This window comes from Vibrio sp. RE88, assembly GCF_013113835.1.
In the GTDB taxonomy this organism is placed as follows: domain Bacteria; phylum Pseudomonadota; class Gammaproteobacteria; order Enterobacterales; family Vibrionaceae; genus Vibrio.
Genome location: NZ_VTYQ01000005.1, coordinates 142564 through 167396 on the forward strand (window position 1 = coordinate 142564; position 24833 = coordinate 167396).

The 24833-nt window shown below is 45.6% G+C and carries 26 protein-coding genes; 10 read left to right on the top strand and 16 right to left on the bottom strand.

Translation table 11 applies throughout. The features are described 5' to 3' along the window. Nucleotides 1-227: 227 nt before the first annotated feature. Entirely contained in the window at nt 228-2930 is a 2703-nt protein-coding gene (gene adhE / locus F0265_RS13195; protein WP_171749233.1) for a bifunctional acetaldehyde-CoA/alcohol dehydrogenase, read from the top strand. A gap of 203 nt (nt 2931-3133) precedes the next feature. Here the strand turns inward: adhE and minE are convergent, their stop codons facing one another. Genes minE through minC form a run of 3 tightly spaced genes read right to left on the bottom strand, consistent with a single transcriptional unit; the run spans nt 3134 to nt 4892 of the window. After that, entirely contained in the window at nt 3134-3397 is a 264-nt protein-coding gene (minE, locus tag F0265_RS13200; protein ID WP_006962951.1) for a cell division topological specificity factor MinE, read from the bottom strand. Beyond that, nucleotides 3398-4210, bottom strand: coding sequence for a septum site-determining protein MinD (gene minD, locus F0265_RS13205; RefSeq protein ID WP_043008773.1), 813 nt, complete (start codon nt 4208-4210; stop codon nt 3398-3400). 19 nt (nt 4211-4229) lie between these two features. Beyond that, nucleotides 4230-4892 (bottom strand): septum site-determining protein MinC, encoded by a 663-nt coding sequence (gene minC, locus F0265_RS13210; protein WP_171749234.1) that lies wholly within the window; start codon nt 4890-4892, stop codon nt 4230-4232. Nucleotides 4893-5054: 162 nt separating this feature from the next. Here minC and F0265_RS13215 point away from each other — a divergent pair, with 162 nt between their 5' ends. From F0265_RS13215 to F0265_RS13230, 4 genes are all read left to right on the top strand, one after another. Beyond that, nucleotides 5055-5336, top strand: coding sequence for a YcgL domain-containing protein (locus F0265_RS13215; protein ID WP_006962948.1), 282 nt, complete (start codon nt 5055-5057; stop codon nt 5334-5336). A 61-nt stretch (nt 5337-5397) separates the two neighbouring features. Beyond that, on the top strand, nt 5398-6369 hold the full coding sequence (locus F0265_RS13220; protein WP_171749235.1) for a lytic murein transglycosylase: 972 nt from the start codon (nt 5398-5400) through the stop codon (nt 6367-6369). 50 nt (nt 6370-6419) lie between these two features. Then, nucleotides 6420-7367: a LysR substrate-binding domain-containing protein gene (locus tag F0265_RS13225; protein WP_171749236.1), complete on the top strand. Its 948-nt coding sequence runs from the start codon at nt 6420-6422 to the stop codon at nt 7365-7367. Nucleotides 7368-7588: 221 nt separating this feature from the next. Further along, a complete protein-coding gene (locus tag F0265_RS13230) occupies nt 7589-8788 on the top strand; it encodes a NupC/NupG family nucleoside CNT transporter (protein ID WP_171749237.1) in 1200 nt (399 codons plus the stop codon). 34 nt (nt 8789-8822) lie between these two features. Here the strand turns inward: F0265_RS13230 and F0265_RS13235 are convergent, their stop codons facing one another. Continuing rightward, nucleotides 8823-9071: a YkgJ family cysteine cluster protein gene (locus tag F0265_RS13235; protein WP_080748865.1), complete on the bottom strand. Its 249-nt coding sequence runs from the start codon at nt 9069-9071 to the stop codon at nt 8823-8825. A 262-nt stretch (nt 9072-9333) separates the two neighbouring features. Between F0265_RS13235 and F0265_RS13240 the strand changes: the two genes are divergently transcribed. The 3 genes from F0265_RS13240 (at nt 9334) to F0265_RS13250 (ending at nt 12151) form a co-directional block, all read left to right on the top strand. Continuing rightward, a complete protein-coding gene (locus tag F0265_RS13240; protein ID WP_171749238.1) occupies nt 9334-9741 on the top strand; it encodes a DUF2850 domain-containing protein in 408 nt (135 codons plus the stop codon). Between the two features lie 147 nt (nt 9742-9888). Next, nucleotides 9889-10329, top strand: a complete 441-nt coding sequence (locus tag F0265_RS13245) for a YcgN family cysteine cluster protein (RefSeq protein WP_043008763.1) — start codon at nt 9889-9891, stop codon at nt 10327-10329. A gap of 220 nt (nt 10330-10549) precedes the next feature. Next, the gene (locus F0265_RS13250) at nt 10550-12151 is read left to right on the top strand and encodes a mechanosensitive ion channel domain-containing protein (RefSeq protein ID WP_253809474.1); all 1602 of its coding nucleotides are present in this window, start codon (nt 10550-10552) and stop codon (nt 12149-12151) included. A gap of 49 nt (nt 12152-12200) precedes the next feature. Here F0265_RS13250 and F0265_RS13255 read toward each other — a convergent pair whose 3' ends face one another. The 10 genes from F0265_RS13255 to gap all read right to left on the bottom strand — a co-directional run bounded on the left by F0265_RS13255 (nt 12201) and on the right by gap (nt 22258). Then, a complete protein-coding gene (locus tag F0265_RS13255) occupies nt 12201-12485 on the bottom strand; it encodes a putative quinol monooxygenase (protein WP_171749240.1) in 285 nt (94 codons plus the stop codon). A gap of 37 nt (nt 12486-12522) precedes the next feature. Further along, the gene (locus tag F0265_RS13260) at nt 12523-12918 is read right to left on the bottom strand and encodes a VOC family protein (RefSeq protein ID WP_171749241.1); all 396 of its coding nucleotides are present in this window, start codon (nt 12916-12918) and stop codon (nt 12523-12525) included. Between the two features lie 85 nt (nt 12919-13003). Beyond that, nucleotides 13004-13309, bottom strand: a complete 306-nt coding sequence (locus F0265_RS13265; RefSeq protein ID WP_171749242.1) for a ribbon-helix-helix domain-containing protein — start codon at nt 13307-13309, stop codon at nt 13004-13006. Between the two features lie 126 nt (nt 13310-13435). Then, nucleotides 13436-15013: an alkaline phosphatase gene (locus F0265_RS13270; protein WP_171749243.1), complete on the bottom strand. Its 1578-nt coding sequence runs from the start codon at nt 15011-15013 to the stop codon at nt 13436-13438. Between the two features lie 420 nt (nt 15014-15433). After that, on the bottom strand, nt 15434-15790 hold the full coding sequence (locus tag F0265_RS13275; RefSeq protein ID WP_171749244.1) for a hypothetical protein: 357 nt from the start codon (nt 15788-15790) through the stop codon (nt 15434-15436). A 201-nt stretch (nt 15791-15991) separates the two neighbouring features. Beyond that, nucleotides 15992-16918, bottom strand: a complete 927-nt coding sequence (locus tag F0265_RS13280) for a ChaN family lipoprotein (protein ID WP_171749245.1) — start codon at nt 16916-16918, stop codon at nt 15992-15994. A 52-nt stretch (nt 16919-16970) separates the two neighbouring features. Continuing rightward, nucleotides 16971-17825 carry a 23S rRNA (guanine(745)-N(1))-methyltransferase gene (gene rlmA, locus F0265_RS13285; RefSeq protein WP_171749246.1) on the bottom strand — a complete coding sequence of 285 codons (855 nt, stop codon included), beginning with the start codon at nt 17823-17825 and terminating at the stop codon, nt 16971-16973. Nucleotides 17826-17944: 119 nt separating this feature from the next. Then, nucleotides 17945-19981: a methyl-accepting chemotaxis protein gene (locus F0265_RS13290; protein WP_171749247.1), complete on the bottom strand. Its 2037-nt coding sequence runs from the start codon at nt 19979-19981 to the stop codon at nt 17945-17947. 242 nt (nt 19982-20223) lie between these two features. Further along, entirely contained in the window at nt 20224-21108 is an 885-nt protein-coding gene (locus F0265_RS13295) for a D-hexose-6-phosphate mutarotase (protein ID WP_171749248.1), read from the bottom strand. Nucleotides 21109-21262: 154 nt separating this feature from the next. After that, a complete protein-coding gene (gap, locus tag F0265_RS13300) occupies nt 21263-22258 on the bottom strand; it encodes a type I glyceraldehyde-3-phosphate dehydrogenase (protein ID WP_171749249.1) in 996 nt (331 codons plus the stop codon). A gap of 335 nt (nt 22259-22593) precedes the next feature. Here gap and msrB point away from each other — a divergent pair, with 335 nt between their 5' ends. After that, nucleotides 22594-22998: a peptide-methionine (R)-S-oxide reductase MsrB gene (gene msrB, locus F0265_RS13305; protein WP_171749250.1), complete on the top strand. Its 405-nt coding sequence runs from the start codon at nt 22594-22596 to the stop codon at nt 22996-22998. 53 nt (nt 22999-23051) lie between these two features. Here msrB and F0265_RS13310 read toward each other — a convergent pair whose 3' ends face one another. After that, the gene (locus F0265_RS13310; protein WP_171749251.1) at nt 23052-23873 is read right to left on the bottom strand and encodes a DUF2989 domain-containing protein; all 822 of its coding nucleotides are present in this window, start codon (nt 23871-23873) and stop codon (nt 23052-23054) included. Nucleotides 23874-23980: 107 nt separating this feature from the next. Between F0265_RS13310 and F0265_RS13315 the strand changes: the two genes are divergently transcribed. Continuing rightward, on the top strand, nt 23981-24268 hold the full coding sequence (locus F0265_RS13315; RefSeq protein ID WP_171749252.1) for a DUF1315 family protein: 288 nt from the start codon (nt 23981-23983) through the stop codon (nt 24266-24268). Between the two features lie 66 nt (nt 24269-24334). Here the strand turns inward: F0265_RS13315 and F0265_RS13320 are convergent, their stop codons facing one another. Beyond that, complete coding sequence (locus tag F0265_RS13320; protein ID WP_171749481.1) at nt 24335-24832, bottom strand: YchJ family metal-binding protein; 498 nt, start codon at nt 24830-24832, stop codon at nt 24335-24337. Nucleotide 24833: the final 1 nt, after the last annotated feature.

Below are 24833 nucleotides of genomic sequence, written 5' to 3' on the forward strand. Positions count from 1 at the left end.
TTAATTATTAAATTACAGTGAGTTAGGGTGTTTTTGAGTTGCGGCGTACTACTAAGTGGGTAAATAGTATTTCAGAACTGATCTGGGTCAATTTTTTTCACAACCTGAAATAATATAATCAGCACTGAAAGCAATTTACTAAGAAACACTGTTGAATCAACTAACAACCAGCACACAGTTTACTTACTAAAAAGTTTTTAATATTTGTTAATTTTAGGAGATTCCCTATGCCTGTAACTAATATGGCTGAACTAGATGCAATGATTGCACGCGTTAAAAAAGCGCAAGAAGAGTTCGCGACATACTCTCAGGAGCAAGTCGACAAGATCTTCCGCGCCGCGTCTCTTGCAGCTAACCAAGCACGTATCCCGCTAGCTCAACAAGCGGTTGAAGAGTCTGGTATGGGTATTGTTGAAGATAAGGTAATCAAGAACCATTTTGCCTCTGAGTTTATCTACAATAAATACAAAGACGAACAGACTTGTGGCATCCTTGAAGAGGATGACAACCTAGGTACTATGACTATCGCTGAACCTGTCGGTATCATCTGCGGTATCGTACCAACGACTAACCCAACTTCTACTGCAATCTTCAAATCTCTCATCTCTCTGAAGACCCGTAACGGTATCATCTTCTCGCCACACCCACGTGCGAAAAACTCTACTAACGACGCAGCAAAACTGGTTCTAGATGCAGCAGTTGCAGCGGGTGCTCCAAAAGACATCATCGGCTGGATTGATCAGCCATCTGTAGAGCTTTCTAACGCGCTAATGAAGCACGATGATATCGCTCTTATCCTTGCAACGGGTGGTCCTGGCATGGTGAAAGCCGCTTACTCTTCTGGTAAGCCAGCAATCGGTGTAGGTGCAGGTAACGTTCCTGTCGTTATCGATGAAACCGCTGACATCAAACGTGCAGTCGCTTCTATCCTAATGTCTAAGACTTTCGATAACGGCGTTGTATGTGCTTCTGAGCAGGCGGCAATCGTAGTTGATTCTGTTTACGACGAAGTCAAAGAGCGTTTTGCTTCTCACAAAGCTTACGTTTTGACTAAAGCTGAAGCTGAGAAAGTTCGCAAAGTTCTGCTTATCGATGGCGCACTAAACGCGAAAATCGTTGGTCAACCAGCGCCAGCCATTGCTGAAATGGCTGGTGTGACAGTGCCGGCAGACACTAAAGTTCTAGTAGGTGAAGGCCTAGGCAAAGTGTCTTATGATGACGCATTTGCTCACGAGAAACTGTCTCCAACTCTAGGTCTATTCCGCGCAGATGACTTCGAAGATGCCGTGGCACAGGCTGTGACTATGGTTGAGATTGGCGGTATCGGACACACATCTGGTCTGTACACTAATCAAGATGTTAACGCAGACCGCATCCGTTACTTCGGCGACAAGATGAAGACCGCGCGTATCTTAATCAACATCCCGACGACTCACGGTGGTATCGGTGACCTGTACAACTTCAACGTTGCACCTTCTCTAACTCTAGGTTGTGGTTCATGGGGTGGTAACTCTATCTCTGAGAACGTAGGTCCTAAGCACCTGATCAACAAGAAAACTGTAGCGAAGCGAGCTGAAAACATGTTGTGGCACAAACTACCTAAGTCTATCTACTTCCGTCGTGGTAGCCTTCCAATCGCACTGAGCGATCTAGAAGGTAAGAAACGCGCGTTCCTAGTTACTGACCGTTTCCTATTCAACAACGGTTACGCTGATGACGTAGTTAGCCTGCTTAAAGCTCAAGGCATGGAAGTGCAAACGTTCTTCGACGTAGAAGCCGATCCAACGCTATCTGTGGTAGAGAAAGGTGCTGAAGCGATGAAGAGCTTCCAACCAGACACTATCATCGCGCTAGGTGGTGGTTCTCCGATGGATGCAGCGAAAATCATGTGGGTAATGTATGAGCACCCAGATACGCACTTCGAAGAGCTAGCAATGCGCTTTATGGACATCCGTAAACGTATCTACAAGTTCCCTAAAATGGGCCAAAAAGCTGAGCTTGTTTGTATTACGACAACTTCAGGTACGGGTTCAGAGGTTACACCATTCGCGGTGGTTACTGACGACAAGACTGGTGCTAAGTACCCACTAGCTGACTACGAAATCACGCCAAACATGGCTATCGTAGATGCTAACCTAGTCATGAACATGCCTAAGTCTCTAACAGCATTCGGTGGTTACGATGCCGTGACTCACGCTCTAGAAGCTTACGTATCGGTTCTAGCAAACGAATACTCTGACGGTCAGGCTCTACAAGCACTTAAGATGCTTAAAGAGTACCTGCCATCAAGCTACGCAAATGGTGCATCTGACCCAATTGCTCGTGAGAAAGTGCATAACGCAGCAACTATCGCTGGTATCGCGTTTGCTAACGCATTCCTAGGTGTTTGTCACTCTATGGCGCACAAGATTGGTGCTGAGTTCCACCTACCACACGGTCTGGCGAACGCACTACTCATCTCTAACGTGGTACGTTACAACGCGAACGACAACCCAACTAAGCAAACTGCGTTCTCTCAATACGACCGTCCACAAGCACGTCGTCGTTATGCTGAAGTGGCTGACCATCTAGGCCTAAGCCAAGCTGGTGACCGTACTGCTCAGAAGATCGAACGTCTACTAGCATGGCTAGACGAACTGAAAGGCGACCTAGACATTCCTAAGTCAATCAAAGAAGCGGGTGTTTCTGAAGCTGACTTCGTAGCGAAGCTTGATGAACTAGCGGTAGAAGCGTTCGATGACCAGTGTACAGGTGCTAACCCTCGTTACCCTCTAATCACTGAGCTGAAAGAAGTTCTACTAGCGTCTTACTACGGTAAAGCGTTCGTTGAAGGTGAGACTTTCGAAGGCACAACTGTTATCAAGAAGAAAGCAGACCAAATAGCCGCAAAAGCAGCACCAAAATCAAAAAAAGCAAAAGCTAACGCATAAGTAGGCGCGTTAGTGTTGAGATAGGTTTTCGCTAGCACGAAACCTAACTATCGGGAAAAGGTTTAGCCCCAATCGAGAGATTGGGGCTTTTTTCGTTATGAGAGTGGCGAGGGTGTATCGCTAAAAGTGACGCGCGGCATAGCTTGCAGCCATTAAAAAAGCCAATGCTCTCGCATTGGCTTTTGAATTCTATTCCACTGTTTTTACTTCTCGTCTTCCGGAAGTTTGACATTCAGCTCCAGTACCGAAATATCGTCGTCTTTGTGTTCAAAAGAGAGATCAACCATAGAAGGATCCACAGCGACGTATTTACCAATTACTTTGAGAATGTCTTCTTTGAGCTGTGGTAGGTACGAAGGTGACGGGTCACCCTGACTACGACGTTCCGCAACGATGATTTGCAGACGCTCTTTGGCTAAATTGGCAGACGTTTTCTTCTGCGGGCGGAAAAATTCAAGTAATGACATTTAGCCTCCGAATAGTCGTTTGAAGATCCCTTTCTTCTGCTCGGTTAGGAAGCGGAAATCCACTTGTGATCCTAATAAGCGCTCGACAGTGTCGTCGTAAGCCATACCCGCGTCTGTCTCGTTATCGAAGATCACAGGAACACCTTTGTTCGAAGCATTCAGAACCGCCTGACTTTCAGGGATAACGCCAAGCAATGAGATATGCAGAATCTCTTCGACATCTTCGACGCTCAGCATTTCACCTTGTGTCACGCGTGCTGGATTGTAACGTGTTAGTAGCAGGTGCTGTCTAACAGGTTCTAGACCTTCTTCAGCACGGCGAGACTTCGAATCCAAAATGCCTAAGATACGGTCTGAGTCACGAACCGAAGAAACTTCAGGGTTCGTTGTCACAATAGCTTCATCTGCAAAGTATAGCGCCATCAGTGCACCTTGCTCGATGCCTGCCGGAGAATCACAGATGATGAAATCAAAGCCCATTTCATCCAGTTCATCAAATACGCGGCGAACCCCATCGCGAGTCAGTGCATCTTTATCACGCGTCTGAGAGGCTGGCAGAATGAAGAGGTTGTCTGTGCGCTTGTCTTTGATCATTGCCTGATTGAGCGTTGCTTCGCCATTAATCACGTTAACGAAGTCATAAACCACGCGGCGTTCACAACCCATGATCAAATCGAGGTTACGTAGCCCGATATCAAAATCGATCACTGCGGTTTTCTTTCCTTTAAGTGCCAGGCCTGAAGCAATAGCGGCACTTGACGTGGTTTTACCTACACCACCTTTACCTGACGTGACAACAATAATGCGTGCCATTATGTGTTCCTTATTATCTTTAAACGGTTAACAACTCGAACTTGAGCGAGTCATTGTCCAAACTGAACATAACTTTCTTCTGCCAGTATTCATCAGCAAACTGTTCTGTGAGCCAATAGTGACCGGCAATTGACATTAATTCGGCATTAAGCTTATTGCAGATGATCACTGCACCTGTGTTGCCACTGGCACCAGCAATCGCACGACCACGAAGTGTTCCGTGAATGTGAATAGAACCATCTGCAATAACCTCGGCACCCTCACTGACGTGGCTTAACACCACCAAATCACAGTCCTTGGCGTAGATCTGCTGACCAGATCGTACCGGAGTGCGAATAATCTTGGTTGGTGCCATTTTTGCTGGAGCCTGAGAAGGGGATTTACTGGCAGACATAACCGCAAAACCAGCCTCTGAAGCCAGATTCTGAGTGCGTTTATCACGACAGCCAGTCACACCAACGGGAATCATCCCAGCGTGTGAAATCCCTTGCTTTAGTCTCGTAAAGTCAATATCACCATCAACTTTTGAAATATTGATGACAACAGGGGCTTGAGCGAAGAAAGCCGGCGCTTGTTCGACTTTTTCACTGAGAAATTGGAGTGTGTTTTCAACATCGTTATTTGAAAGGTGTAAAACGGACAAAGTAAAACTACTACCTTTCAGGTCCGGTGAATTCGACATCTTTTTTTGGGAACCTCGTAAGGACGTTGCCTGAGACTAGGGTTGTCATGTTATATTCCCACAATAAGCACAGCAAGTTATCTTGCGCTCAATTGAGTGTTTTGCTCTCAAAAATAGCGAAACATTGACGTTCTCTGAATCTAAACAGACAAAAGGCTTCCCATGCTTTGTGCAATTTACAAAAGTTCTAAAAAAGAAGGCGCGTACCTATATATCCCGAAAAAGGATGATTTTTCACAAGTTCCTGACACATTGATGCAAATGTTTGGCAAACCTACCATGGTCATGATGGTGAATTTGGACGGTCGCGAACTGGCTCAAGTCGACATTGAAAAAGTGAAGCAATCGATGAAAGATGAAGGCTTTTTCCTTCAGTTACCGCCACCGCCAAAGAACCTGTTGGACGAATACAAAGAACAAAAGGCGCGCCAGCAATCAGAATAATTTCTCTCATCTATAATAGGGAAGTTGTTGGCGAATCATAATGTTGCTCAAGGAGGGCAATGTGAAAAAATTATTGTCAGTCATACTAGGTGCGACGATTGCGAGCTCAGCTTGGGCTAATGAGCTGAGCTTTGAGCAATACGTTGAAGGATTAAAACAAGAGGCGCGACAAAAAGGCATCTCTGAGCAAACAATTTCTGCGGCTTTTGAGGATGTGACGTATAAACCACGAGCCGTGAAAGCCGATCGTAACCAACCAGAAAAAAAACTCACGCTGGATGAATACATTCCTCGTGCAGTGCCTGACTGGAAAGTAAAACAGGCCAAAGAGCTGTACGTGAAGCATAAAGAAGAGCTGCAGCGTATTGGTGAGGAGTACGGTGTTCAACCTCGCTTTATTGTCGCGCTTTGGGGCGTTGAGAGTAATTTTGGCAAATTCACCGGCAATTACAGCGTGATTGATGCGCTGTCGACCATGGCTTATGACGGTCGCCGTGAAGCGTTTTTCCGTAATGAAGCCATGGCAGCATTAACGATTCTTGATGAAGGGCATATCAAGCCTGAGGACATGAAGGGGTCATGGGCAGGGGCGATGGGCCAGTGCCAGTTTATGCCAAGCTCTTTTCTTTCTTATGCCGCGGATGGCAGCGGTGACGGCAAGAAAGACATCTGGGATAACGAAGCCGATGTATTTGCCTCCGCAGCCAATTACTTGAGCCAGTCTGGCTGGACTGATTCCTATACTTGGGGGCGTCAGGTTAAGCTGCCACAAGGTTTTGATACCAGCATTCAGGGTCGCAGTGAAGAGAGAGGGAAATACCTTCAGGAATGGAGCAAAATGGGGGTCACTCGCTATGACGGACGTCCACTGCCTCAATTGGATGAAGATATTAAAGCTTGGTTGATTGCTCCTGATGACGCCAATGGCCGCGTATATCTGGTATACAATAACTACAATGTGTTGATGAAGTGGAATCGCTCTTATTACTTCGCTTTAGCCGTTAGCCACCTGGCCGATAGAATCGCACTTTAATCGTTTTGATTAGGAGCTCTTCGGAGCTCCTTTTATTTTGTGGAGTCCTTGTGCTGTCTGATCGCGCGTCTCAAATGGTGGTGTTCGCCGCCTTACTTACTCATAAAAACTTTACTCAGGCTGCCAAGAGTCTAGGGGTCTCTGTATCGCATGTCAGTAAGCAACTGGCGCTGTTGGAAGAGTCGTTAGGGGTTAAGTTAGTCCAACGCACCACACGGACTTTTACGCCGACTGAGGCAGGGGAGCAGTTTTTCTATCATTGCCAAAAAGTAGTGCGAAGTGTCGAAGAAGCGCATCTGGAAGTTGAAAGCCAAAAAGATGAAGTGGCGGGTTTGATTCGAATCGGCTTATCGCAGTCGTTTGGCACCTTGCATATTCTCCCTGCGATTGATGAGCTGCGAATGCAGTACCCTAATCTGCAAGTAGAGATGCATTTGTTTGACTACAAGGTCGACATGTTACAAGAGGGGCTTGATCTCTGGATCACCAACAACGAGACGCTGCCTGAAGGATACGTTGCACAGCGGTTAGCGGACAGTCAGTTTGTGGTAGTCGCTTCGCCAGAATATCTGATGAAACACGATACCCCTCATCACCCGAACGATTTGGCTGAGCATAATTGCCTGATTTATCGAAGTTGGGAGCGAGACTACACCAGCTGGGCATTCTCCAATCGTGACGATCAGCTAAATGTGAAGGTGTCGGGAAATTATTCGGTCGATCTGGCTGAAGCTGTGCGGGATGCCGCTGTCGCTGGGTGGGGAGTCGCCTACCTCGCTACTTATCTGATTCGTGACGAGTTCAAACAAGGTCAGTTGATTCAGCTTTTACCTGAGTGGTTACCCAGTCAGAACATGCCATTTTATGCGGTTTACCCTAGCCGTCGTTATCTGTCGACAAAGACAACGGCAGTGATTGAGTTCATTAAGAATAAAATTGGTTCACCTTGCTACTGGGATAAACGATTGTCTCCCTATATCCATCGACCTAAAGCCTAATTTTCTCCCTGAGATTGTTTCTGTTTTTGGAAACATCTTTGCTATATGGAAAAAATAACGAAAAGCAAACGTTTATCTTGATTGAAAACAGCAGCTTAACGCGTTGATTAAAGTTTGAGTTGTGGAAAGTAAACCGGATTTTAACAACTTGGATTTGCATCTCATTTGTAACGGAATATTATCCGACGCCATTCTTAATCCCCTTTTAGTCGGATACCTCCATGAACTCGATCCTCGGAATCATCGCCATTCTTGCACTGGCATGGCTACTTTCCACCAACAGAAAAAATATTAACCTGACAACGGTGTCCTTAGCCTTTGCTCTGCAGATTACCTTTGCGCTGTTAGTTCTCTATGTGCCAGCAGGTAAAGAAGTGCTGAACAATGTCACTGGAGCAGTGTCGAATCTGATCAACTATGGTCAGGAAGGGATTGCCTTTTTGTTTGGTGGGTTGGCAACCGGTGGTTTTACATTTGCCATCAACGTGTTGGGTATTATTGTCTTCTTCTCTGCGCTGATCTCCGGTCTGTACCATATTGGCCTAATGCCGAAAGTGATCAATGTGATCGGCGGCGGATTGCAAAAACTGCTGGGAATAGGCCGTGCAGAATCCCTGTCTGCTACGGCAAACATTTTCGTCGGTATGATTGAAGCGCCTCTAGTGGTGAAGCCCTATCTTCGCCAGATGACAGATTCTCAGTTCTTTGCCGTGATGACAGGCGGTCTTGCCTCCGTAGCTGGTGGTACACTGGTTGGTTACGCGTCGCTGGGCGTGGAGCTCAATTTCCTGATCGCTGCAGCGTTTATGTCGGCCCCTGCTGGTTTGCTGATGGCAAAAATATTAGTCCCTGAAACGGAAAAAATTGACGCTCAGGTTGAAATGGACAATGTCGATATGCCACGAGCGACCAATGTCGTTGAGGCGATGGCGGATGGTGCGATGTCCGGCTTACGAATAGCTGTCGCGGTTGGTGCCACCTTGCTGGCGTTCATCAGTGTGATTGCCATGCTTAATGGCATGCTGGGCTGGATTGGTGGTCTGGTCGGCATGGAGCTGAGTTTTGAGCTCATCTTAGGCTACTTGTTTGCACCAGTGGCTTGGCTGCTGGGTGTTCCGTGGAGTGAAGCGATTACCGCGGGTTCTCTGATTGGTAACAAAGTGGTGGTTAATGAATTTGTTGCCTTTATTCAGCTAATGGAAGTGAAATCTCAGCTTAATGAGCATTCACAGGCGATTGTGACGTTCGCTTTGTGTGGTTTTGCGAATATTTCGACAATGGCAATGCTGATTGGTGGGCTGGGCAGCTTGGTACCTGAGCGTCGCAGCTTTATTTCCCAGTATGGATTCCGTGCCATTGCAGCAGGGGTAATGGCCAACTTAATGAGTGCCTCAATCGCTGGTGTGATACTCAGCCTCTAAAACGAAAAAGCCGCTTTATGATAAAGCGGCTTTTTTATGTCAGTTTTTCAAGTTCAGTAATGTTGTCGATCGCTTGCTGGTTCGTACTACCACAGACGACAGGACAGGGTTTAAATTCGTGGCACACTTTCGGTCTTTCTGGTTTACCAAACAACTTACACAAATTATCTTCATTGAGCTGAATACATCTTGTGCCAGCCGGTTTGCCTTTCGGCATGCCCGGAATCGGCGAAGAAATACTTGGCGCGATACAACACGCTCCACAGCCTAATCGGCATTCCATATTGATGACCTCATCAAAAACAGGGGCGCGATAGTAGCAAAAAAGATTGCCGTTAGCAGTATGAAATTCGCTCAATGCATCATTTGATTACTTAATGACATTCATAGCTTGGTCGCCTATATGAGAGGAGCGTGAGTAGAAGCAGCCTCCCTCTAATCTATATTTTTGTTAGTTTTGAGCGTGTTCCACTAGACTTAAAGGTTAGGGGAAACGCTTTTTAGGCGTTTTGAAATGAAAAATACAATCGGGAGTGTCTCGTCATATGAGCGATAAAAGCTTTTGGACAAAACATTCCAGTAAAGTCGCGACGGCCCTTGGCATAGCTGGCGCAGTTATGGTTGGTGTTGGCATCTATTTTGTTATTGATTACGAACACCAGCAGGCTCGCCAGGAATTGCTTGGTGTGTGGGAAGAGTCGAATGTGGCGACCTATGCCGCCAATACGCTGCATGTGGCGGAAGAAGGGATCTATTGGAACGAAGATTTAATCAGCACACACTTTGCGTTTGATGGGGAAACGTTAGAGTTTAATCTAGGCAGCAGTGAGCAGCGTTATCATCTCGATAGATTAAGAGGGACTTTGGTGCATCTCAATGGCAATTACAAAGCAAAATACCTCAAACAATCACCAAAGACTTACGCGCTTGGTCATCGTGCCAGGGGCCGTTGAACTCGCTAACCTGTTGCTTATCTGAGAGAGTTTCGGAAAGCCTTTTAAATGCAGCCTTTACTTCTCTGTTCCGTACAAAAATTGCCCTTGAACTTTACGCGTCTAAGCGGTATAAACGCTCCCCTTGTCCGATACCGAAGTAATGTTATGAGCCAGCCATTTTGGGAAAGCAAATCACTAGAACAAATGACCGAGCAGGAGTGGGAAGCTCTCTGTGATGGTTGTGGTAAGTGTTGCCTGCATAAGCTGATGGATGAAGACACGGACGAAATCTACTATACCAATGTGGCGTGCAGTTGGTTAAACAGTAAAACCTGCTCGTGCAAAGACTACCCGAACCGATTCACATCAGGTGAGGAATGTACCAAACTAACCCGCGATGATATTGATGACTTCACTTGGTTGCCGCACACCTGCGCTTACCGCTTGTTAGCGGAAAAGCAGCCGATTCCTGAATGGCACCCTCTGATTACAGGATCTAAGTCTGCGATGCATGCGGCAGGCGAAAGTGTTCGTAACAAAGTTGTATACGAGATCGACGTGGTGGACTGGGAGGACCACATTCTTAACCATCCTGATCGAGCATAATAGATTCCATACAAAAACAGCCGCTAATTGCGGCTGTTTTTGTATTTGCCAATCGCTAACACGGCAAAGACTCGCCAATATGCTTTGTTGATATACACTGTTTAGTAATCATTGTTTAAACAAAAGCTTGCACATGAAGGGTGCCGCTTTCGAGGTGTATATGAACCACAACTTTGGATTCACTAATCGGTCTTTTACCAGTCTGTTCATTGTTGCGCTGATGGCGTGGATGCTGAGCTTTCAAGCATTGGCGCAAGCTCCTACGCTATCAAGGGCTGAAGCGGCGATCACCAAGATAAACGCTGACCTGAAAGAACTAACGGTGACACTTGAGAGTGCGATTGGTGATGAAAGAGATGCGCTGCAGCTGAAACTGTTCCAAAAAAATGAGGAACTAAGGTCGATCCTGGCCACCGCCATCGAGCAAAATAGCCTGCCCAAAGAGACATTGATTGAGCAGGTAGCGACCCAACAAGCCTATTCCCAAGGGGCGTCCGAGTATCTTGAAGGTAAGATAAAGTCACTCAGCGAGAAGCTCAATGAAGCGAAAGATGAACAGCGTCTGACGATGCTCAATGACTATCAGGAGCTACAGCACTATCTTGATACAGTGGTTGAGTCGAGTTGGCAGAATATTCAGTGGCTCAAGCAGCTGGGTGTCGATGAGACTCTAGAAGAAAAGCAATTTAAAAGTATTATCACCAAGCGATTGCGTCTGGTCTCTGCGTCGGTGGAGTACTTCAGCCAGCAGATTGATGTGGTTGATAAGCAGCTTTCCATTAGCCCAGAATCAGAAAAATCCAGCCTACAACTCAGTCGATTGGTGACCCAGCAAAGGCTCAATATTGCTGGGGATAGCCTGAGTTCTCTAGTCTCCATTGCCGATCAGCTATCGGTTAAGACCGCAGAGTATAAGCGTCTGATGTTTGAAGTTACAGGCAGTGTGACCCAGGATTTGTTGGACTGGCAGGTTGCACTCTCTGTGGTAACGCATTGGTCGGACAATTTCTGGAGTTGGATTGCCAACAATGCCCCGCAGCACTTGTTTCAGCTGTTCGTATTTATTCTGATTCTACTGGTCACCAAGATGCTTGCTAAGCTGGCGCGTAAAGTCGTCAGCAAAACGGTGGTTTCAAAAAACCTCAAAATGTCACAGCTGATGCAAGATTTCTTTATCGCCATGTCAGGCAATGCGGTATGGATTATTGGTATTCTGATTGGGCTGTCTCAAATAGGGCTTAATCTAACGCCTGTGTTGACGGGTTTTGGTATTGCTGGGGTGATTGTCGGTTTTGCGCTTCAGGATACGCTTTCCAACTTTGCAGCAGGTATGATGCTGCTCATCTACCGCCCATTTGATGTCGGGGATTTTGTCTTTGCTGGTGGCGTTGATGGCAAGGTGAGTCACATGAGCTTGGTTAACACCACCATTAAGACATTCGATAACCAAATCATTATTGTGCCGAACGGCAAGATCTGGGGGGATGTGATTAAGAATGTTACCCATGAACGAGTGCGTCGCGTTGATATGGTGTTTGGCATTGGTTATAGCGATGACATTCTTCAAGCAGAGAAAGTGCTAAAAGAAATTGTCGACTCTCATCCAGCGGTATTACGTAATCCCGAACCTAATATTCGTGTACATTTGTTGAACACGTCTTCGGTCGATTTTATCGTTCGCCCTTGGGTGAAAACCGATGATTACTGGGATGTGTACTGGTATGTCACACGTGAAGTGAAACTGAGATTTGATCAGGAAGGCATATCGATTCCTTTCCCTCAACAAGATGTGCACTTACATATGGTTAAACAGGGTGATTAAATCACTTTGACTAGATAAGAATAAGAGCGCCGATGACGCTCTTTTGCGTTTATAGCTGGTCGTAAAAGGTGATGGTCGGTTCCTGCTCTAGCAAACCTTCCAAACTGTCTAAAAGGTTGAGAAAGTGCGCCTGTTGGCAATGTTCGTCAAAAGCCTGCTTGTCAGTGAACTGCTCCTGAAACATAAATATTGCCGAGTTGCTGCTGTCCTTTAACAAGTCATAGCGAAGGCATCCTGGCTCATTTCGGGTAGGTTCTAGCATGGCGACCAACAATGACTGCAGTACGCTTTCTTGGCCAGCTTTTGCGTGAAAAGTCGCGGTTAAATTTATCATTATGTTTACTCTGTATTTATGAATTTTTCGTTGTTGTTTATTGGTATCTTCCCTGACGTTGTAGGAATTCGATTTTGTATCCATCGGGATCGGTAATGAAAAAGAAAGTAGCGAGATCAATACCTTGGTGCTGCATGGTTTTCGTTTCAGAGGGAGCTAATCCTAGCGTGCTGAGTTTGTGATGCGTCTGATGAATGTCATCGACACAGACTGCAATATGCCCGTAGCCGTTTCCGTGACTATAGGGTTCTTTCGTATCGTGATTGTGGGTCAACTCTAACTCAAAACCAGTTTCGCGGTTGGCTAGGTAAGTAAGGGTAAAGCCGTCAAAAACGAATTGGTCTTTCACCTCAAGTTCAAGTGCTGTGCGATAAAACTCAATCGAAGCGGTAAGGTCTTGTACTCTCACCATAGTGTGAATTAGCTTCGTCATTATCTTCCCCCTTGCTCTGTTGGTGAGAAGAATAAGGGGAAATGTTTAGCGGAAGGTAGTACCGGAGTACGACAACGAAAAGATTTTAACTGTTTACGATGAGCTGCTGTTTGACGGCTGCCATAACATCATCGGGTTGGAGAAGGTAGATGAGGCAAGCACAGCGAAGTAGGGAGGTGAAGTTTTTGATTTCCCCATTGTATTTCAATGCTTCAGCGTAAATCGCGCTGATAAAGCGGGGCAGTGTCATTGATTGTTGCTGCGCGATTTCCTCTAAGATCTGCCAGAAGCTGGCTTCGAGCTTAATACTGGTCGCGTGGCCATCAATTCGGATCGAGCGGGCAATAATCTGATAGTTTTCTTGAGGTTGATTAGAAAATATTTCACACATAATACGATGCTGAACAATGATAAACCGCTATTACTAACCTGCCATGCAGTACGAGTCAACAGAAAACAATGTCACTAAAAAACGCCCCGAAAGGCGTTTTTATTTTGCTGAAGTCTCAAGGTTTGCTCATTTAACTTGCGTCTTGATGTATTCACCCAGCTCCGAGTGATGCATGATTTTAGACACAGGAATAATGGCTTCTGCTGGCCCCCAGGCAAACACGTTCACTGGTGTATGTGTGTGCGTACCTGTGCCCCATACGATGTTTTGGCCAGTGGCTTGCTCACGTGCAAGTAGGTTACCGCGATCGTTGTATGGGAAGAAGGCGTCGAAGTCGTTAATTGCTGGGACTTCTTCAACAGACAAATACTTATGCCCAGCTAAACGATATGGGTTAGGTTTGCTGGCAAGGACATTCGCTGCTTGACCGGAAGTGATTGGGAAATCGGTATTCTTGTTCACCATTTCTGCAAATTTAGCCGCAGTTTGCTGATTTTTATCCAGCTTTTGGAACTCACTCACGATGCCGTAATAGCTCTTCTTCTGGTTGTATAGACCATCTAAGATCTGAAATGCACCAAAGTTAAAGTTAGGGGCGTAACTACGCTCGGCAAAAGCTTCGCCATCACGTTGCTCAGGTTTTGGCAGGTCCTGAGAGGAGTAGCTGAAGCCAAACGATCCCGTTTCATGATCAGCGGTAACGATGACAATGGTATCTTCACGGCCTTGCGCCCATTGGTAAACGGTATTGACGGCTTCATCAAATTTGATCATTTCATGCAGCATGGTACCGGCATCATTACTGTGTCCAGCCCAGTCAATTTGGCCGCCTTCAACCATGAGGAAGAAGCCGTCTTCGTCCTTCGAAAGGATATCCAGCGCTTTATCCGTCATTTCTTTGAGGCTTGGTTGCGTGCGCTCTGGATCATTTTTACTCACGCTATACGCAATACCATCGTTCATACCAGAGTAGGAGAACAGACCAAGCAACTTATCGCCTTGCGCTTTTGTCATCATGTCACGGTTAAAGGCAAGCGAGTAACCGTCTTGTTGCGCTTCATTGAGCAGGTTACGGTCATCTTTGCGCTTAGACTTAAGGTAAACATCGCCCTGAGTCAGCGTTTTCAGCTGGTTGTATGTCTCACCTTTGTCGTTGGTCGACTTTGGAATCCAGTGACGAAGACCGCCGGATAGCATGACATCTGCTCCCGTTTCCAACATGTCAGATGCAATGTCATTCTCTAGAGAGCGGTGAGGTTGGTGCGCGGCAAATGAGGCTGGGGTAGCATGAGTGAGGCGGGTATCAGAAACCAACCCGGTTGCTTTGCCCATGCTTTTGGCTTTTTCTAAAACCGTCTGAACATGGTTACCTTGAGAGTCGATACCAATGACTTCTGAGCCAGTATAAATACCCGTTGAAAGCATGGTTGCCGAACATGCTGAGTCAACCACAATCGCATCTTCAGGGTGGGTCAGTGAGGAACCAATAACCCCTTCCTGAGCGAGTTTAAAAAGTGCCGTCGGTTGACCTTGGTAAATAGAGTTCGGGGCTTGATTGGCATAAGTTTCTAGCAGGCCAACCTGCTGTGGGCCCATTCCATCACCAATCATCAGGATAACGTTTTTAATTTCTGCAGAAAGTGCATTAAAAGAGAGCGCAGAAGTCGCGACTGCCGCGACAAGAGGTTTTGTTAAGTGCTTCATCGAATTGTCCTTATTTGTAAAAGCGTCCTGATTAAATCACTGTTACATTTCACATTTGTGTCATCAATGAATTAATTTATAAAATCGTTTGCATGGTTGCTTTTTGTGTTGATTGGCACGAAATAAAGCCCAGTGAATTGAGTTATCTAACAACAAGGATTAACGGTGTTACTGGAATGTAATCAATGACGCTTAATTGGCTGGAAGCAGGGCAAACAGGTGTTGTGGTGAAGCGCGCTTTTCTGTAAACGCCAAAGAAGGTCGGTTTATAGAGCAGTGAAAGCGAGGGTTCCATACTGGCGCGACCAAAATACGACGTGCACAATTTGTGGAGTTTAGGCTAGGCGCAGAAAGATGACACTAGTTAACTTAGCGTCCATGAAGCTTGATGACGGAAAAGGGCAATTGGTCGGAATAACTCTATATCAGCGCCAGAAGTATTCCGCCCACTGTTGCCGCAGCGGAAAGATATTGCCCCGCAGAATAAGCACCATCGTCTTCTTCTTTGATTTCGTCAGGTTTATCAATGCCTAACGCACCATGCGTGAAGGATTCTACTTGATCGCTGACGGTTTTATCCGCCTTCTCTGCGGCTTTCGCTTCCTTATCAATCTCCTGCAAAGCGGCAAGCAACGCTTTTCCTTCATCGGAAAGCGTGACTTTATTTTGCTCCACTTTAAGCGGAGCTGGGCCATTATTTGGCTCACTTTGATTCGCTTGAGGCTTGACCTGCTGGGCTGGTGTCAGCTTTGCTGGCTCCATTCCTACTGGTGTCATAGCGATCTCCTTACATCATCCTCATGGAATATATCGACCAATGAGCGAAAAACTTGTGCAAAATATGTCGATTTTGTATGAAATAGATTCAAGCACAAAGTGTGCCTGATTTATCTATTACATATCAAAAACTGTTATTTACTGAATTTACATGATGTTAGTTCAATGGGTCTTATCAAAGTGAGCAAAATGGGTGCCGGCTTAGAGGCAAGATAAGCCCTCGTTTCTTTTCGTCAGACTGTGGTAAGCCTTCATTCGGTTTTCCATTTGAACATATCGCACTGGAGGGTCGAGAACCTCTAGCTGGTAATCTCGGCTATCAGAGATAACATCGCCTGTCGGCGTAATCACAACAACACGTAAATCCGGCTTTCTAGAGAGAATCGACGCTTTGGTCCCTAATCCGTCTTCAATATGAAACTTACCGGCGATATGGATGATCTGTTTGGCAGGGTTCTGCTCCAGATAGCGAGTTATACTTTCTGCCATGGTTTCATCCCAAGTCACCTGAGCGGCAAACTGTTTTTCTGTCTGTTCAGGTTTGCCATGGTGCATCGAAGCCATGAATTTATCTTTGTATGGGCTCGATGCGACATTCACTTTCTCGGCAACATTCGCGCGTTGCTCCGGGGCAAGTTTATCGAGGTAACCAATCCCTTGCCGCCCAATGCAGCGGACGATGGGTTTCGGTGCATTTGCCGCGATAACATCGATCTGATTGGCTTTGGCTAGTTCGACTAGCGCGCGATAGTCACTTTCGTAGTTTGGCCAAGCGCTGGCGTTTTTAATCAGCGTTTGCTCCCCAATTTCACCAGCCAGGTATTGATTGACGATATCTTGGCTGTCACGTGAGAATTGCTCCATAGAGACAGCCACATTATGGCCTTGTGAAATAAGCGCTTTGACTAAGTCGGCTTGAAAGCGATGAACACCGGAATGGGTATGCCATTCACCCACCAAAATGACGTCAGCATTTTGAATGTCTTCAGGAAGACTGGTTAGGGAAACGGCTTTAGCGTCTGGGGTGAAGAGTTGATAGTCGTAGAAACTGGTGACTTCTTGATGAGGAGCAGTGGAACAAGCTGACAAAGTCAGACAAGCCAAAGATACAGTGAGAAGCTTACGCATGAAATGCCTCCAAAATATGATGCGAGCATACTAATGGAGGCAGGAGGATAACTCAATCTAAATGAGAATTATTATCTATATTCGAATTTGATTGCTTACGATAGATACGAATCATGAAATCTGCCTCGCATTCAAATAACTTAGCTGATTTCAGACAATCGCGCAGTTCCTCATTCGCTTTCCACGCAAAAGGTGTCATTTGGAGCAGGTCATGTGCATCACCATTTTTCAAAGGCATGGTATAGGTGAGCTTGAGTGTTTCTTCAAGACTAAATCCATCAATGGTTTCTGCTTCTTCGCTATGTAATCTGACGTCTTGATAGATGCGCTCTCGGAGTTGGTATAGGTGACGACCCGCAGGTGTAACTGTGATGACCACACCATTGTCATTCACGACTCGTGCTAACTCTTCTGCTTTACAAGGTGCATAGATACGTAGCACGGCGTCAAGGCTGTTGCCTGAAAAAGGCAGGCGAGTACTCGATGCTACGCTAAATGAACAGTTGGTATAACGTTTAGACGCATAGCGAATAGCCACTTTGGATATGTCGAGACCATAAGTCACCGCTTTTGCGTGTTGTGTTGAAAGCTGTGTCGCGATCTCCGTGGTGTAATATCCCTCACCACAGCCAATATCAAGTAACTGGTGCTGAGTACCTTCAAGGTATTTAGCACAGACCTGAGCCACTTTCTCTTTCATCGGGCGATAGTAGTCTTTCTCTAAAAAGCGACGGCGGGCTTGCATCATCTCTTTGTTATCACCCGGATCCTTAGAACGCTTATGCTGAACTGGCATCAAGTTGACGTAGCCTTCTTTGGCTAAGTCAAAAGCATGGTTGTTCTCACAGCGATAGGTGCGGTCTGTGAGTGACAGGCTTTGATGACATAAAGGGCAGGTATAAGACATAACGATCTCAGGATGACAAAATGAGCGCGAATTCTAACAGGAACCGTATTTTCAGACTAGCATGGGAAAGGCGGCATAGCGGTAAAAAGGGCAGAAAATTCCTGCCCGTTTTTATCGTATTAATGGAAGAAGTCGACTTGTTGTTTCAACGAACCAGCTTGAGTTTGTAGCTCTTCGGCACTTTGAGTGGTCTTAGCACTGGTTGCGCGGCTTTCTCGGTTCAATTCACTGATTGAATTGGCATTAGAAGCAATCTCCTGCGACACATTCGCCTGCTCTTCAGAAGTAGCGGCTATGGTGTCAGCCTGAGTGGCAATGGACTGCACTTGTGACGCGATGGCCTCCAAGGCTGAACCTGCTTCTTGGGCTTTATCTAACACCTGATTGGCATTGCTTTGGCTCTGAGTCATCAGATTCACGGCGTTGCCTGTAGAGGTTTTCAGCTTCTCGATGATCGATACCACATCCTGAACAGACGTCTGTGTACGATGCGCTAAGGTACGGACTTCATCGGCTACCACGGCAAAGCCACGGCCTTGCTCTCCTGCACGCGCTGCTTCAATCGCAGCATTCAGAGCGAGCAGGTTGGTTTGCTCGGCGATTTCATCAATCATCTTAGTGACGGTCTGGATAGCTTCACTGTCTTTGTTGACCTGCTCAATGGCCTGCGCGGAATTATCTAGCTGATTGTTGAGCTGCGCGACATCAATACAAACCCCTTCGACTTTTTCCAGCCCCGATTGACTGTCTTCGTTGGTGAGACGGACGTTTTCAGCAATCGCTTCTACTTGCTCGGCAACCGATTGTGCCGAAGAGGCCATTTCTTCAATAGCGGTTGCGACTTGCTCAACCTGTTGCTGCTGTAGATCCGACTGGCTGAGATTCTGATTGGCATCCTGCGAGACACTACGCGACGCGTCCTGAACTGCGTCACTTGTAGAACGGATCTCGCTGACCAAGGAGTTCAATTGCCCTGCCATATTGGCGACGCCATTATTCAGGTTAATGATTTCATTCTTAGATGTTTTGCCTGTTGCTGGGATATCTAGGCTTACTTCACCTTTAGCTAGGCGAGACATATAGCCGTTCAGTACCGTTAGTGGTTTGAGGTTACGGTTAAGGAAAATGGTCAAAATGATGAAAGTGGCAATCGCCACTACCGTCGCAATGGTAATGATCAGCTTGAGCAAGGTGTCACTGCCTTTAGTGACTTCTTTGATGAACGTCCCCCCAAGCAGCTTCCAGTTCCAACCAGGTACTTCTGTGTAGACTAGATATTTCTCTCCAACTGTGCCCTGATATTCGTATGGGTAACGGATCAGGCCACTTTTTTGTTCGAAAATCTGATGAAAAGGTTTATTGCCATTGTAGTCGGCGACATCGATGATGGGCGGTGCGTTTTCATCATGAATTGGGTGCAATAGGTAGCGACCCAAATTGTCCTCTCGGTTATCAACCACAATGCTATAACCTGTGTCGCCCCATTTTATTGAACGTAATGATTCAAATAGATCTTGAGTCGCTTGTTCGACTGGTAAGCCAATAAAGGTCACGCCGGTCACCTTGCCCTGATAGTCTTTGAGGGGGGCGTAATAGGTAATGTAGTTTTCGCCAAAAAGCTTAACTTGAGCGTAGTAAGGCTGGCCGCTCATAAGTTTGTTGTAGCCCGGATGATTTTTACCTAATGTTGTGCCAACCACACGATTACCTGATGGATCTTTGAGTGAGGTTGAGACACGAATAAAGTCGCCATCTAACGGAGCAAATAGCGTGGCTACTGCCCCTGTATCACGGGTAAAACTATCAACCAGCTTTTCATCATTGATGAGGCTCTCACCATATTGAGTCACATTTAGAACCTGTTTACCATTGAAGTCGACCGTATAGTCTTCTACGTAAACGCCAGCCAGATAACCGTTTCTAAAGGTGGATTCCAAAACTTTTGCGGTATGAAGGTAAGCGTTAAATTGCCCAGCAATGGTCATTGCCATGGCTTCTACCTCTGACTGGTGTCCTTTTAGTGTGGTATCAAGGAGCACTTTCGAGGCGTTACGGTAAACGAGGGTTGCAGTCCCGACAAATGAGACCAGCAAGCAAAGCAGTATCACCAACTTTAATTGAAAGCCAACGCTTTGATTTTTGAATTTCTCGAACATTTTTTAATTATCCTGTCTTTGTAGACGAGTCTTATCGCTGAAAAATAGAGCTCTGATTAGTAAATTCAAAGCAATAATAACGACTTATCAATTTTGTGAAATTGATTCTTATTAATTATTTAAACAATAAGCAAGTCAAAAAATGTGTTTGTACAGCGTGTGTAGAGTAAAAGACCTGATTCGACTTAGAATAATTTCGATGGAAGGGTAATGCAGGCGCAGAGGCCTGCAGTCAATCAGTGTTATTGAGCGGAAATAGAGGTGATAAGTTGATGTGATTCACCGGGTTGAAGTGTTTTTCCTAGATCAATACTTGGTGCATGGAGGGTTGACTCTACACACATCATCGTCAGATAGCCGTCATTGGTCATATCGGACATAGATTCGGCACCTTGCGCCCACGGGTTCCACAACACGGCGGAGTTGTGGCCTTGGTTCTCAATGGTTAACGAACGCTGGTAGCTTTGATCTTGTATCCTAATTTGTGCTTCAGGTTTGGTGTACACGCGGTCAATAGTATCCGTCAGTGTTAATACATCGCCTCCTTGGCACAGTTTTGCGTCTTGCAAGCTGTCTATGTATTCAGGCCCCATGCCTGTGGTCGTGACGGTACGGATATCACTCACATTCAGGTAGGAGTGTAATGCCCCTGAAAATACCCAGGGTGTCGTATCAGTATTGGTGACGTCGAGCGTTACTTTAAGTTCACTGCCGACTTCGATGATTAAGCGTGCGTCAAATTGATGTGGCCAAATCGATAGTGTTTGCTCTGAAGGCTTCAAGCCGATCTCAATCACAACCCCTTGTTCATTTTCACGATGCTGGAGCAATGACCACTCACTGGTACGGGCAAAGCCATGTGCAGGTGCAGCAATGCGGCCAAACCAAGGCCAGCAAATTGGAATGCCACCACGAAGCGCTGCTTTGCCATCGAAAATGGCGCTGTCGCTCATCCAAATCAGGTCTTCTTGACCCGCAGGTGTAAACGATACGACATGGCCGCCGTGTAGCGCGATGCCTGCCATTGCTTTGTCGTGAATCACGCGGACGACTTTAACCTGTTCAACCTCAACGATAGTGACGTTGTCAGATAACACGGTCAGTGCTGGGAGAGTTTTTAAATCCATGTGTTATTTCCTATAGCTGGGGGAGAGCGTTGTCGATACTTGTAGAACAGATGCTATATCGATTCTGTATTCTCGCAAATTCCAGATACAAAAAAGGCGACTCTAGAGCCGCCTTTTCTTTAACGAAGTTATTCGCTAATTGCTAACTATCTAATTACTTAGAGATGTGAGCGATTAGGTCTAGAACTTTGTTTGAGTAACCGATTTCGTTGTCGTACCAAGATACAACTTTAACGAAGTTATCAGTTAGCGCGATACCAGCTTTAGCATCGAATACTGAAGTTTGAACTTCGCCGATGAAGTCTTGAGAAACAACTTGGTCTTCAGTGTAACCTAGAACGCCTTTTAGCTCGCCTTCAGAAGCTTCTTTCATTGCTGCACAGATAGCTTCGTAAGATGCGCCTTCTTTCAGGTTAACTGTTAGGTCAACTACAGAAACGTTAGCAGTTGGTACGCGGAAAGCCATACCAGTTAGTTTGCCGTTTAGTTCTGGAAGAACAACGCCTACAGCTTTAGCAGCACCAGTTGAAGATGGGATGATGTTCTGAGAAGCACCACGACCACCGCGCCAGTCTTTAGCAGAAGGACCGTCTACAGTTTTTTGAGTTGCTGTAGTAGCGTGAACTGTTGTCATAAGACCAGATTCGATACCGAACTTGTCGTTAAGAACTTTAGCGATAGGCGCTAGACAGTTAGTTGTACAAGAAGCGTTAGAAACGATGTCTTGACCAGCGTAAGTGCTGTCGTTAACACCCATTACGAACATTGGAGTTGCGTCTTTTGAAGGACCAGTTAGAACAACTTTCTTAGCACCAGCAGTGATGTGCTGACGTGCAGTTTCGTCAGTTAGGAAGATACCAGTTGCTTCAGCTACAACGTCAACACCGATTTCGTCCCACTTAAGGTCAGTTGGGTTACGCTCAGCAGTAACACGTACAGTCTTACCGTTAACGATTAGGTTACCACCTTCAACTTCAACAGTACCGTTGAAACGGCCGTGAGTTGAGTCGTACTTAAGCATGTATGCCATGTACTCTACATCGATCAGGTCGTTGATACCTACAACTTCGATGTCGTTACGCTCTTGTGCTGCACGGAATACGAAACGACCGATACGGCCAAAACCGTTAATACCTACTTTGATAGTCATTATAGTTGCTCCACAACTTAATTTCTGATTAAAGATAACTGGTAGTAAAATTACAGAATCCAGTCAAAATCTGCAACAGATAATCGGACTTAACTTGTTTAAAGTCAAAAAAAAGCGTCGCTTTTTTTCACAATCAGTCGTAATTGACTATCTTTTGAACGGATTATAGGTTTTTTGTCTAACCAGTTGACGTAAAATAGATCAAACGCTTTCACTTTTGATCAAAGTTTAAGCGTCCTTTTATGGATTCAAAGTATGTGCTACAAACAATAAATTGCGCAAGTTTTTGAAAAAAAAGTCACAGTAATAGTGATTAATTCGGAGAAAAAGACAAAGTGGAACAGGATAACAAAAAAGTCATCAAACCAGATGAATACTGGCGTGAACAACTGTCTGAAGAAGAATATCGAGTATGTCGAGAGCAGGGAACAGAAGCTCCGTTTACAGGTAAGTTACTGCATAATAAGAAAACAGGGGTATATTCTTGTACTTGCTGTCAGGCCCCTCTGTTTCAATCAGATAACAAGTATGATTCAGGCTGTGGTTGGCCGAGTTTTGATGCCCCTATCAATGATCAGGCTATTCGTTATTTAGAAGATCTAAGTCACGGAATGGTGAGAACAGAGATCAGATGTGCAACTTGTGATAGCCACTTAGGTCACGTTTTTCCAGATGGACCTAAGACAACAGGCGAAAGATTTTGTGTAAATTCTGTGTCGTTAATTTTCAACAATTCATAAAAAAGCGGTGATTAAATCACCGCTCATTGTTTAATCCTTTCAAATTGACAACACTAATTGAAGCTTGGAACCATGTTGCGTTGATAAGTGCCGCTATCTAGTGCGCTTTCGACATCATCGGCAATACCATCAAGCTGCTTATACTTGTCCTTACTGAAGCCATAAAGAATCTGCATTTCCTGCTCTGAGCCAATAATCGGTACTTCAAAGTGATTGGCGACCATTGCCCAGATGTAAGCTTGTTCTTTGCGATTCAGTTGATAGGTAATACTGGCAAGGGTTTTGAAAATTTCCGTGTTGAGGTTCTTACCTTTACTCAGCTCGAGTGATTTGTTGAGCAGGTTTATGGTTTTCTCCAGATCGCGGCTGGTATAGAAAGTGGCCAGTGCATACTGCATTTCTGGCGTGTCTAAAGCGGGTGTGCCTTCGAGTTGGAGGAAGCTTCTTTGTGCTTCATCATCGCCAGTTTGGCTCCATAGGAAATAGAGTGATTCTGGTGAAGAAGATTGACGAATCCGCTCAACTAACTTTTCTAAATCTTCCCCCGAGTTAATCAAGGCGTTAAATCGGCGCTCCTTGAGCCCAGCTTGCTCAATCGGTTGGATTTGCGATGCCAATTCTAGACATTTCTTATAGGCGGCTAGAAAGTGGTATTCATCAATAATATTGCTGTCGGTCGGCTGTTTAAGAACTTCATAACGATGCCAAATCAAATCGGTTCTAGGAACTCGGCATTGACCATCGTTCATATTAAGCCGTTCACATTGTAAGCTAGGGTTATCAGCGCACAGTTTGTCGGTGTTCTGACGGTTTTCGAAACACCCTGATAACGCAATAGCCAGACTGAAGATTAGTAGTGCTTTTATATGATTCATATTTTGATTTGCTTGTGATCCGTTACACTTATTCTTAGGTGCAATCTTGACTCAGAATGCCAGCCAGTTATGTTCTTTCCATCTCAGTTACAACTTAAGGATAGACCATGGACGCAGAGCAGTTAATTAATGCCATTACACCAGAGGCATACGAGCGTCTACTCTATGCTGTAGAAACGGGGAAGTGGCCTGAGGGTACACCACTTTCTCAAGAGCAGCGAGATTCGTGTATGCAAGCTGTGATGTTGTATCAATCTAAGCATAATGCAGAAGCGCAACATATGACAGTGGCCCAAGGGGGCGAGATCAGTTTTAAGTCAAAAGCGGAACTGAAAAAGCAATTCAAGCAAGATCAACAAGATATTGTGAGAGTTAACCCAAATAAAGACGTTTAGTACTCTATTAAGCTCAGAAACTAAAAAGCAGGATATTCATCCTGCTTTTTTGCTATCTAGCGGTAGTCAACCGCAGCATTTCTTAAACTTTTTACCGCTACCACAGATGCAAGGATCGTTTCGGCCGACTTTAAGGTTTTTTACCGTTTGATTAAGCCGTGGATCGATGTCTGGTTGCGGAAAGGTGCCATCAATGTAGTACCATAGCCCATTTTCTCTCACAAAGCGTGAGCGCTCTTCGAGACAGTGCTGCTCACTCTCTTCATTGAAATAGGCCTTGAAGGTGACAAAGCCTTCGTCTGCATCGCTGCCTGCTTCAGTGCTGATGACTTCCAGCTTGCACCAATCGCTTTCAACCGACTGTTGAATCCCTTCAAGTTGTTCACTGGCGTGACAACTTGGGTGGTAAGTATCCACGACATAATCGACCAGACGTTTAACGTGCGCGCTATAGCGGGAGCGCATTAACTTTTCAGGCGTTGTGGCTTTAGAATGATCGAGGTGAATTGGCTCACAGCATTCGCTGTAGCTTTTTGCTGTACCACAAGGGCAGTGTTGCATGATG

Bases quoted from the DNA above. Each gene is read 5' to 3' on its own strand.
- F0265_RS13310 (WP_171749251.1), bottom strand. From the start codon at position 23,873: ATGAATCATATAAAAGCACTACTAATCTTCAGTCTGGCTATTGCGTTA.
- F0265_RS13295 (WP_171749248.1), bottom strand. From the start codon at position 21,108: ATGGATTTAAAAACTCTCCCAGCACTGACCGTGTTATCTGACAACGTC.
- F0265_RS13230 (WP_171749237.1), top strand. From the start codon at position 7,589: ATGAACTCGATCCTCGGAATCATCGCCATTCTTGCACTGGCATGGCTA.
- F0265_RS13270 (WP_171749243.1), bottom strand. From the start codon at position 15,013: ATGAAGCACTTAACAAAACCTCTTGTCGCGGCAGTCGCGACTTCTGCG.
- F0265_RS13260 (WP_171749241.1), bottom strand. From the start codon at position 12,918: ATGACGAAGCTAATTCACACTATGGTGAGAGTACAAGACCTTACCGCT.
- minC (WP_171749234.1), bottom strand. From the start codon at position 4,892: ATGTCGAATTCACCGGACCTGAAAGGTAGTAGTTTTACTTTGTCCGTT.
- F0265_RS13255 (WP_171749240.1), bottom strand. From the start codon at position 12,485: ATGATAAATTTAACCGCGACTTTTCACGCAAAAGCTGGCCAAGAAAGC.
- adhE (WP_171749233.1), top strand. From the start codon at position 228: ATGCCTGTAACTAATATGGCTGAACTAGATGCAATGATTGCACGCGTT.
- F0265_RS13240 (WP_171749238.1), top strand. From the start codon at position 9,334: ATGAGCGATAAAAGCTTTTGGACAAAACATTCCAGTAAAGTCGCGACG.
- gap (WP_171749249.1), bottom strand. From the start codon at position 22,258: ATGACTATCAAAGTAGGTATTAACGGTTTTGGCCGTATCGGTCGTTTC.
- F0265_RS13315 (WP_171749252.1), top strand. From the start codon at position 23,981: ATGGACGCAGAGCAGTTAATTAATGCCATTACACCAGAGGCATACGAG.
- F0265_RS13265 (WP_171749242.1), bottom strand. From the start codon at position 13,309: ATGTGTGAAATATTTTCTAATCAACCTCAAGAAAACTATCAGATTATT.
- minE (WP_006962951.1), bottom strand. From the start codon at position 3,397: ATGTCATTACTTGAATTTTTCCGCCCGCAGAAGAAAACGTCTGCCAAT.
- F0265_RS13245 (WP_043008763.1), top strand. From the start codon at position 9,889: ATGAGCCAGCCATTTTGGGAAAGCAAATCACTAGAACAAATGACCGAG.
- minD (WP_043008773.1), bottom strand. From the start codon at position 4,210: ATGGCACGCATTATTGTTGTCACGTCAGGTAAAGGTGGTGTAGGTAAA.
- F0265_RS13290 (WP_171749247.1), bottom strand. From the start codon at position 19,981: ATGTTCGAGAAATTCAAAAATCAAAGCGTTGGCTTTCAATTAAAGTTG.
- rlmA (WP_171749246.1), bottom strand. From the start codon at position 17,825: ATGTCTTATACCTGCCCTTTATGTCATCAAAGCCTGTCACTCACAGAC.
- F0265_RS13250 (WP_253809474.1), top strand. From the start codon at position 10,550: ATGGCGTGGATGCTGAGCTTTCAAGCATTGGCGCAAGCTCCTACGCTA.
- F0265_RS13275 (WP_171749244.1), bottom strand. From the start codon at position 15,790: ATGACACCAGTAGGAATGGAGCCAGCAAAGCTGACACCAGCCCAGCAG.
- F0265_RS13235 (WP_080748865.1), bottom strand. From the start codon at position 9,071: ATGGAATGCCGATTAGGCTGTGGAGCGTGTTGTATCGCGCCAAGTATT.
- F0265_RS13280 (WP_171749245.1), bottom strand. From the start codon at position 16,918: ATGCGTAAGCTTCTCACTGTATCTTTGGCTTGTCTGACTTTGTCAGCT.
- F0265_RS13215 (WP_006962948.1), top strand. From the start codon at position 5,055: ATGCTTTGTGCAATTTACAAAAGTTCTAAAAAAGAAGGCGCGTACCTA.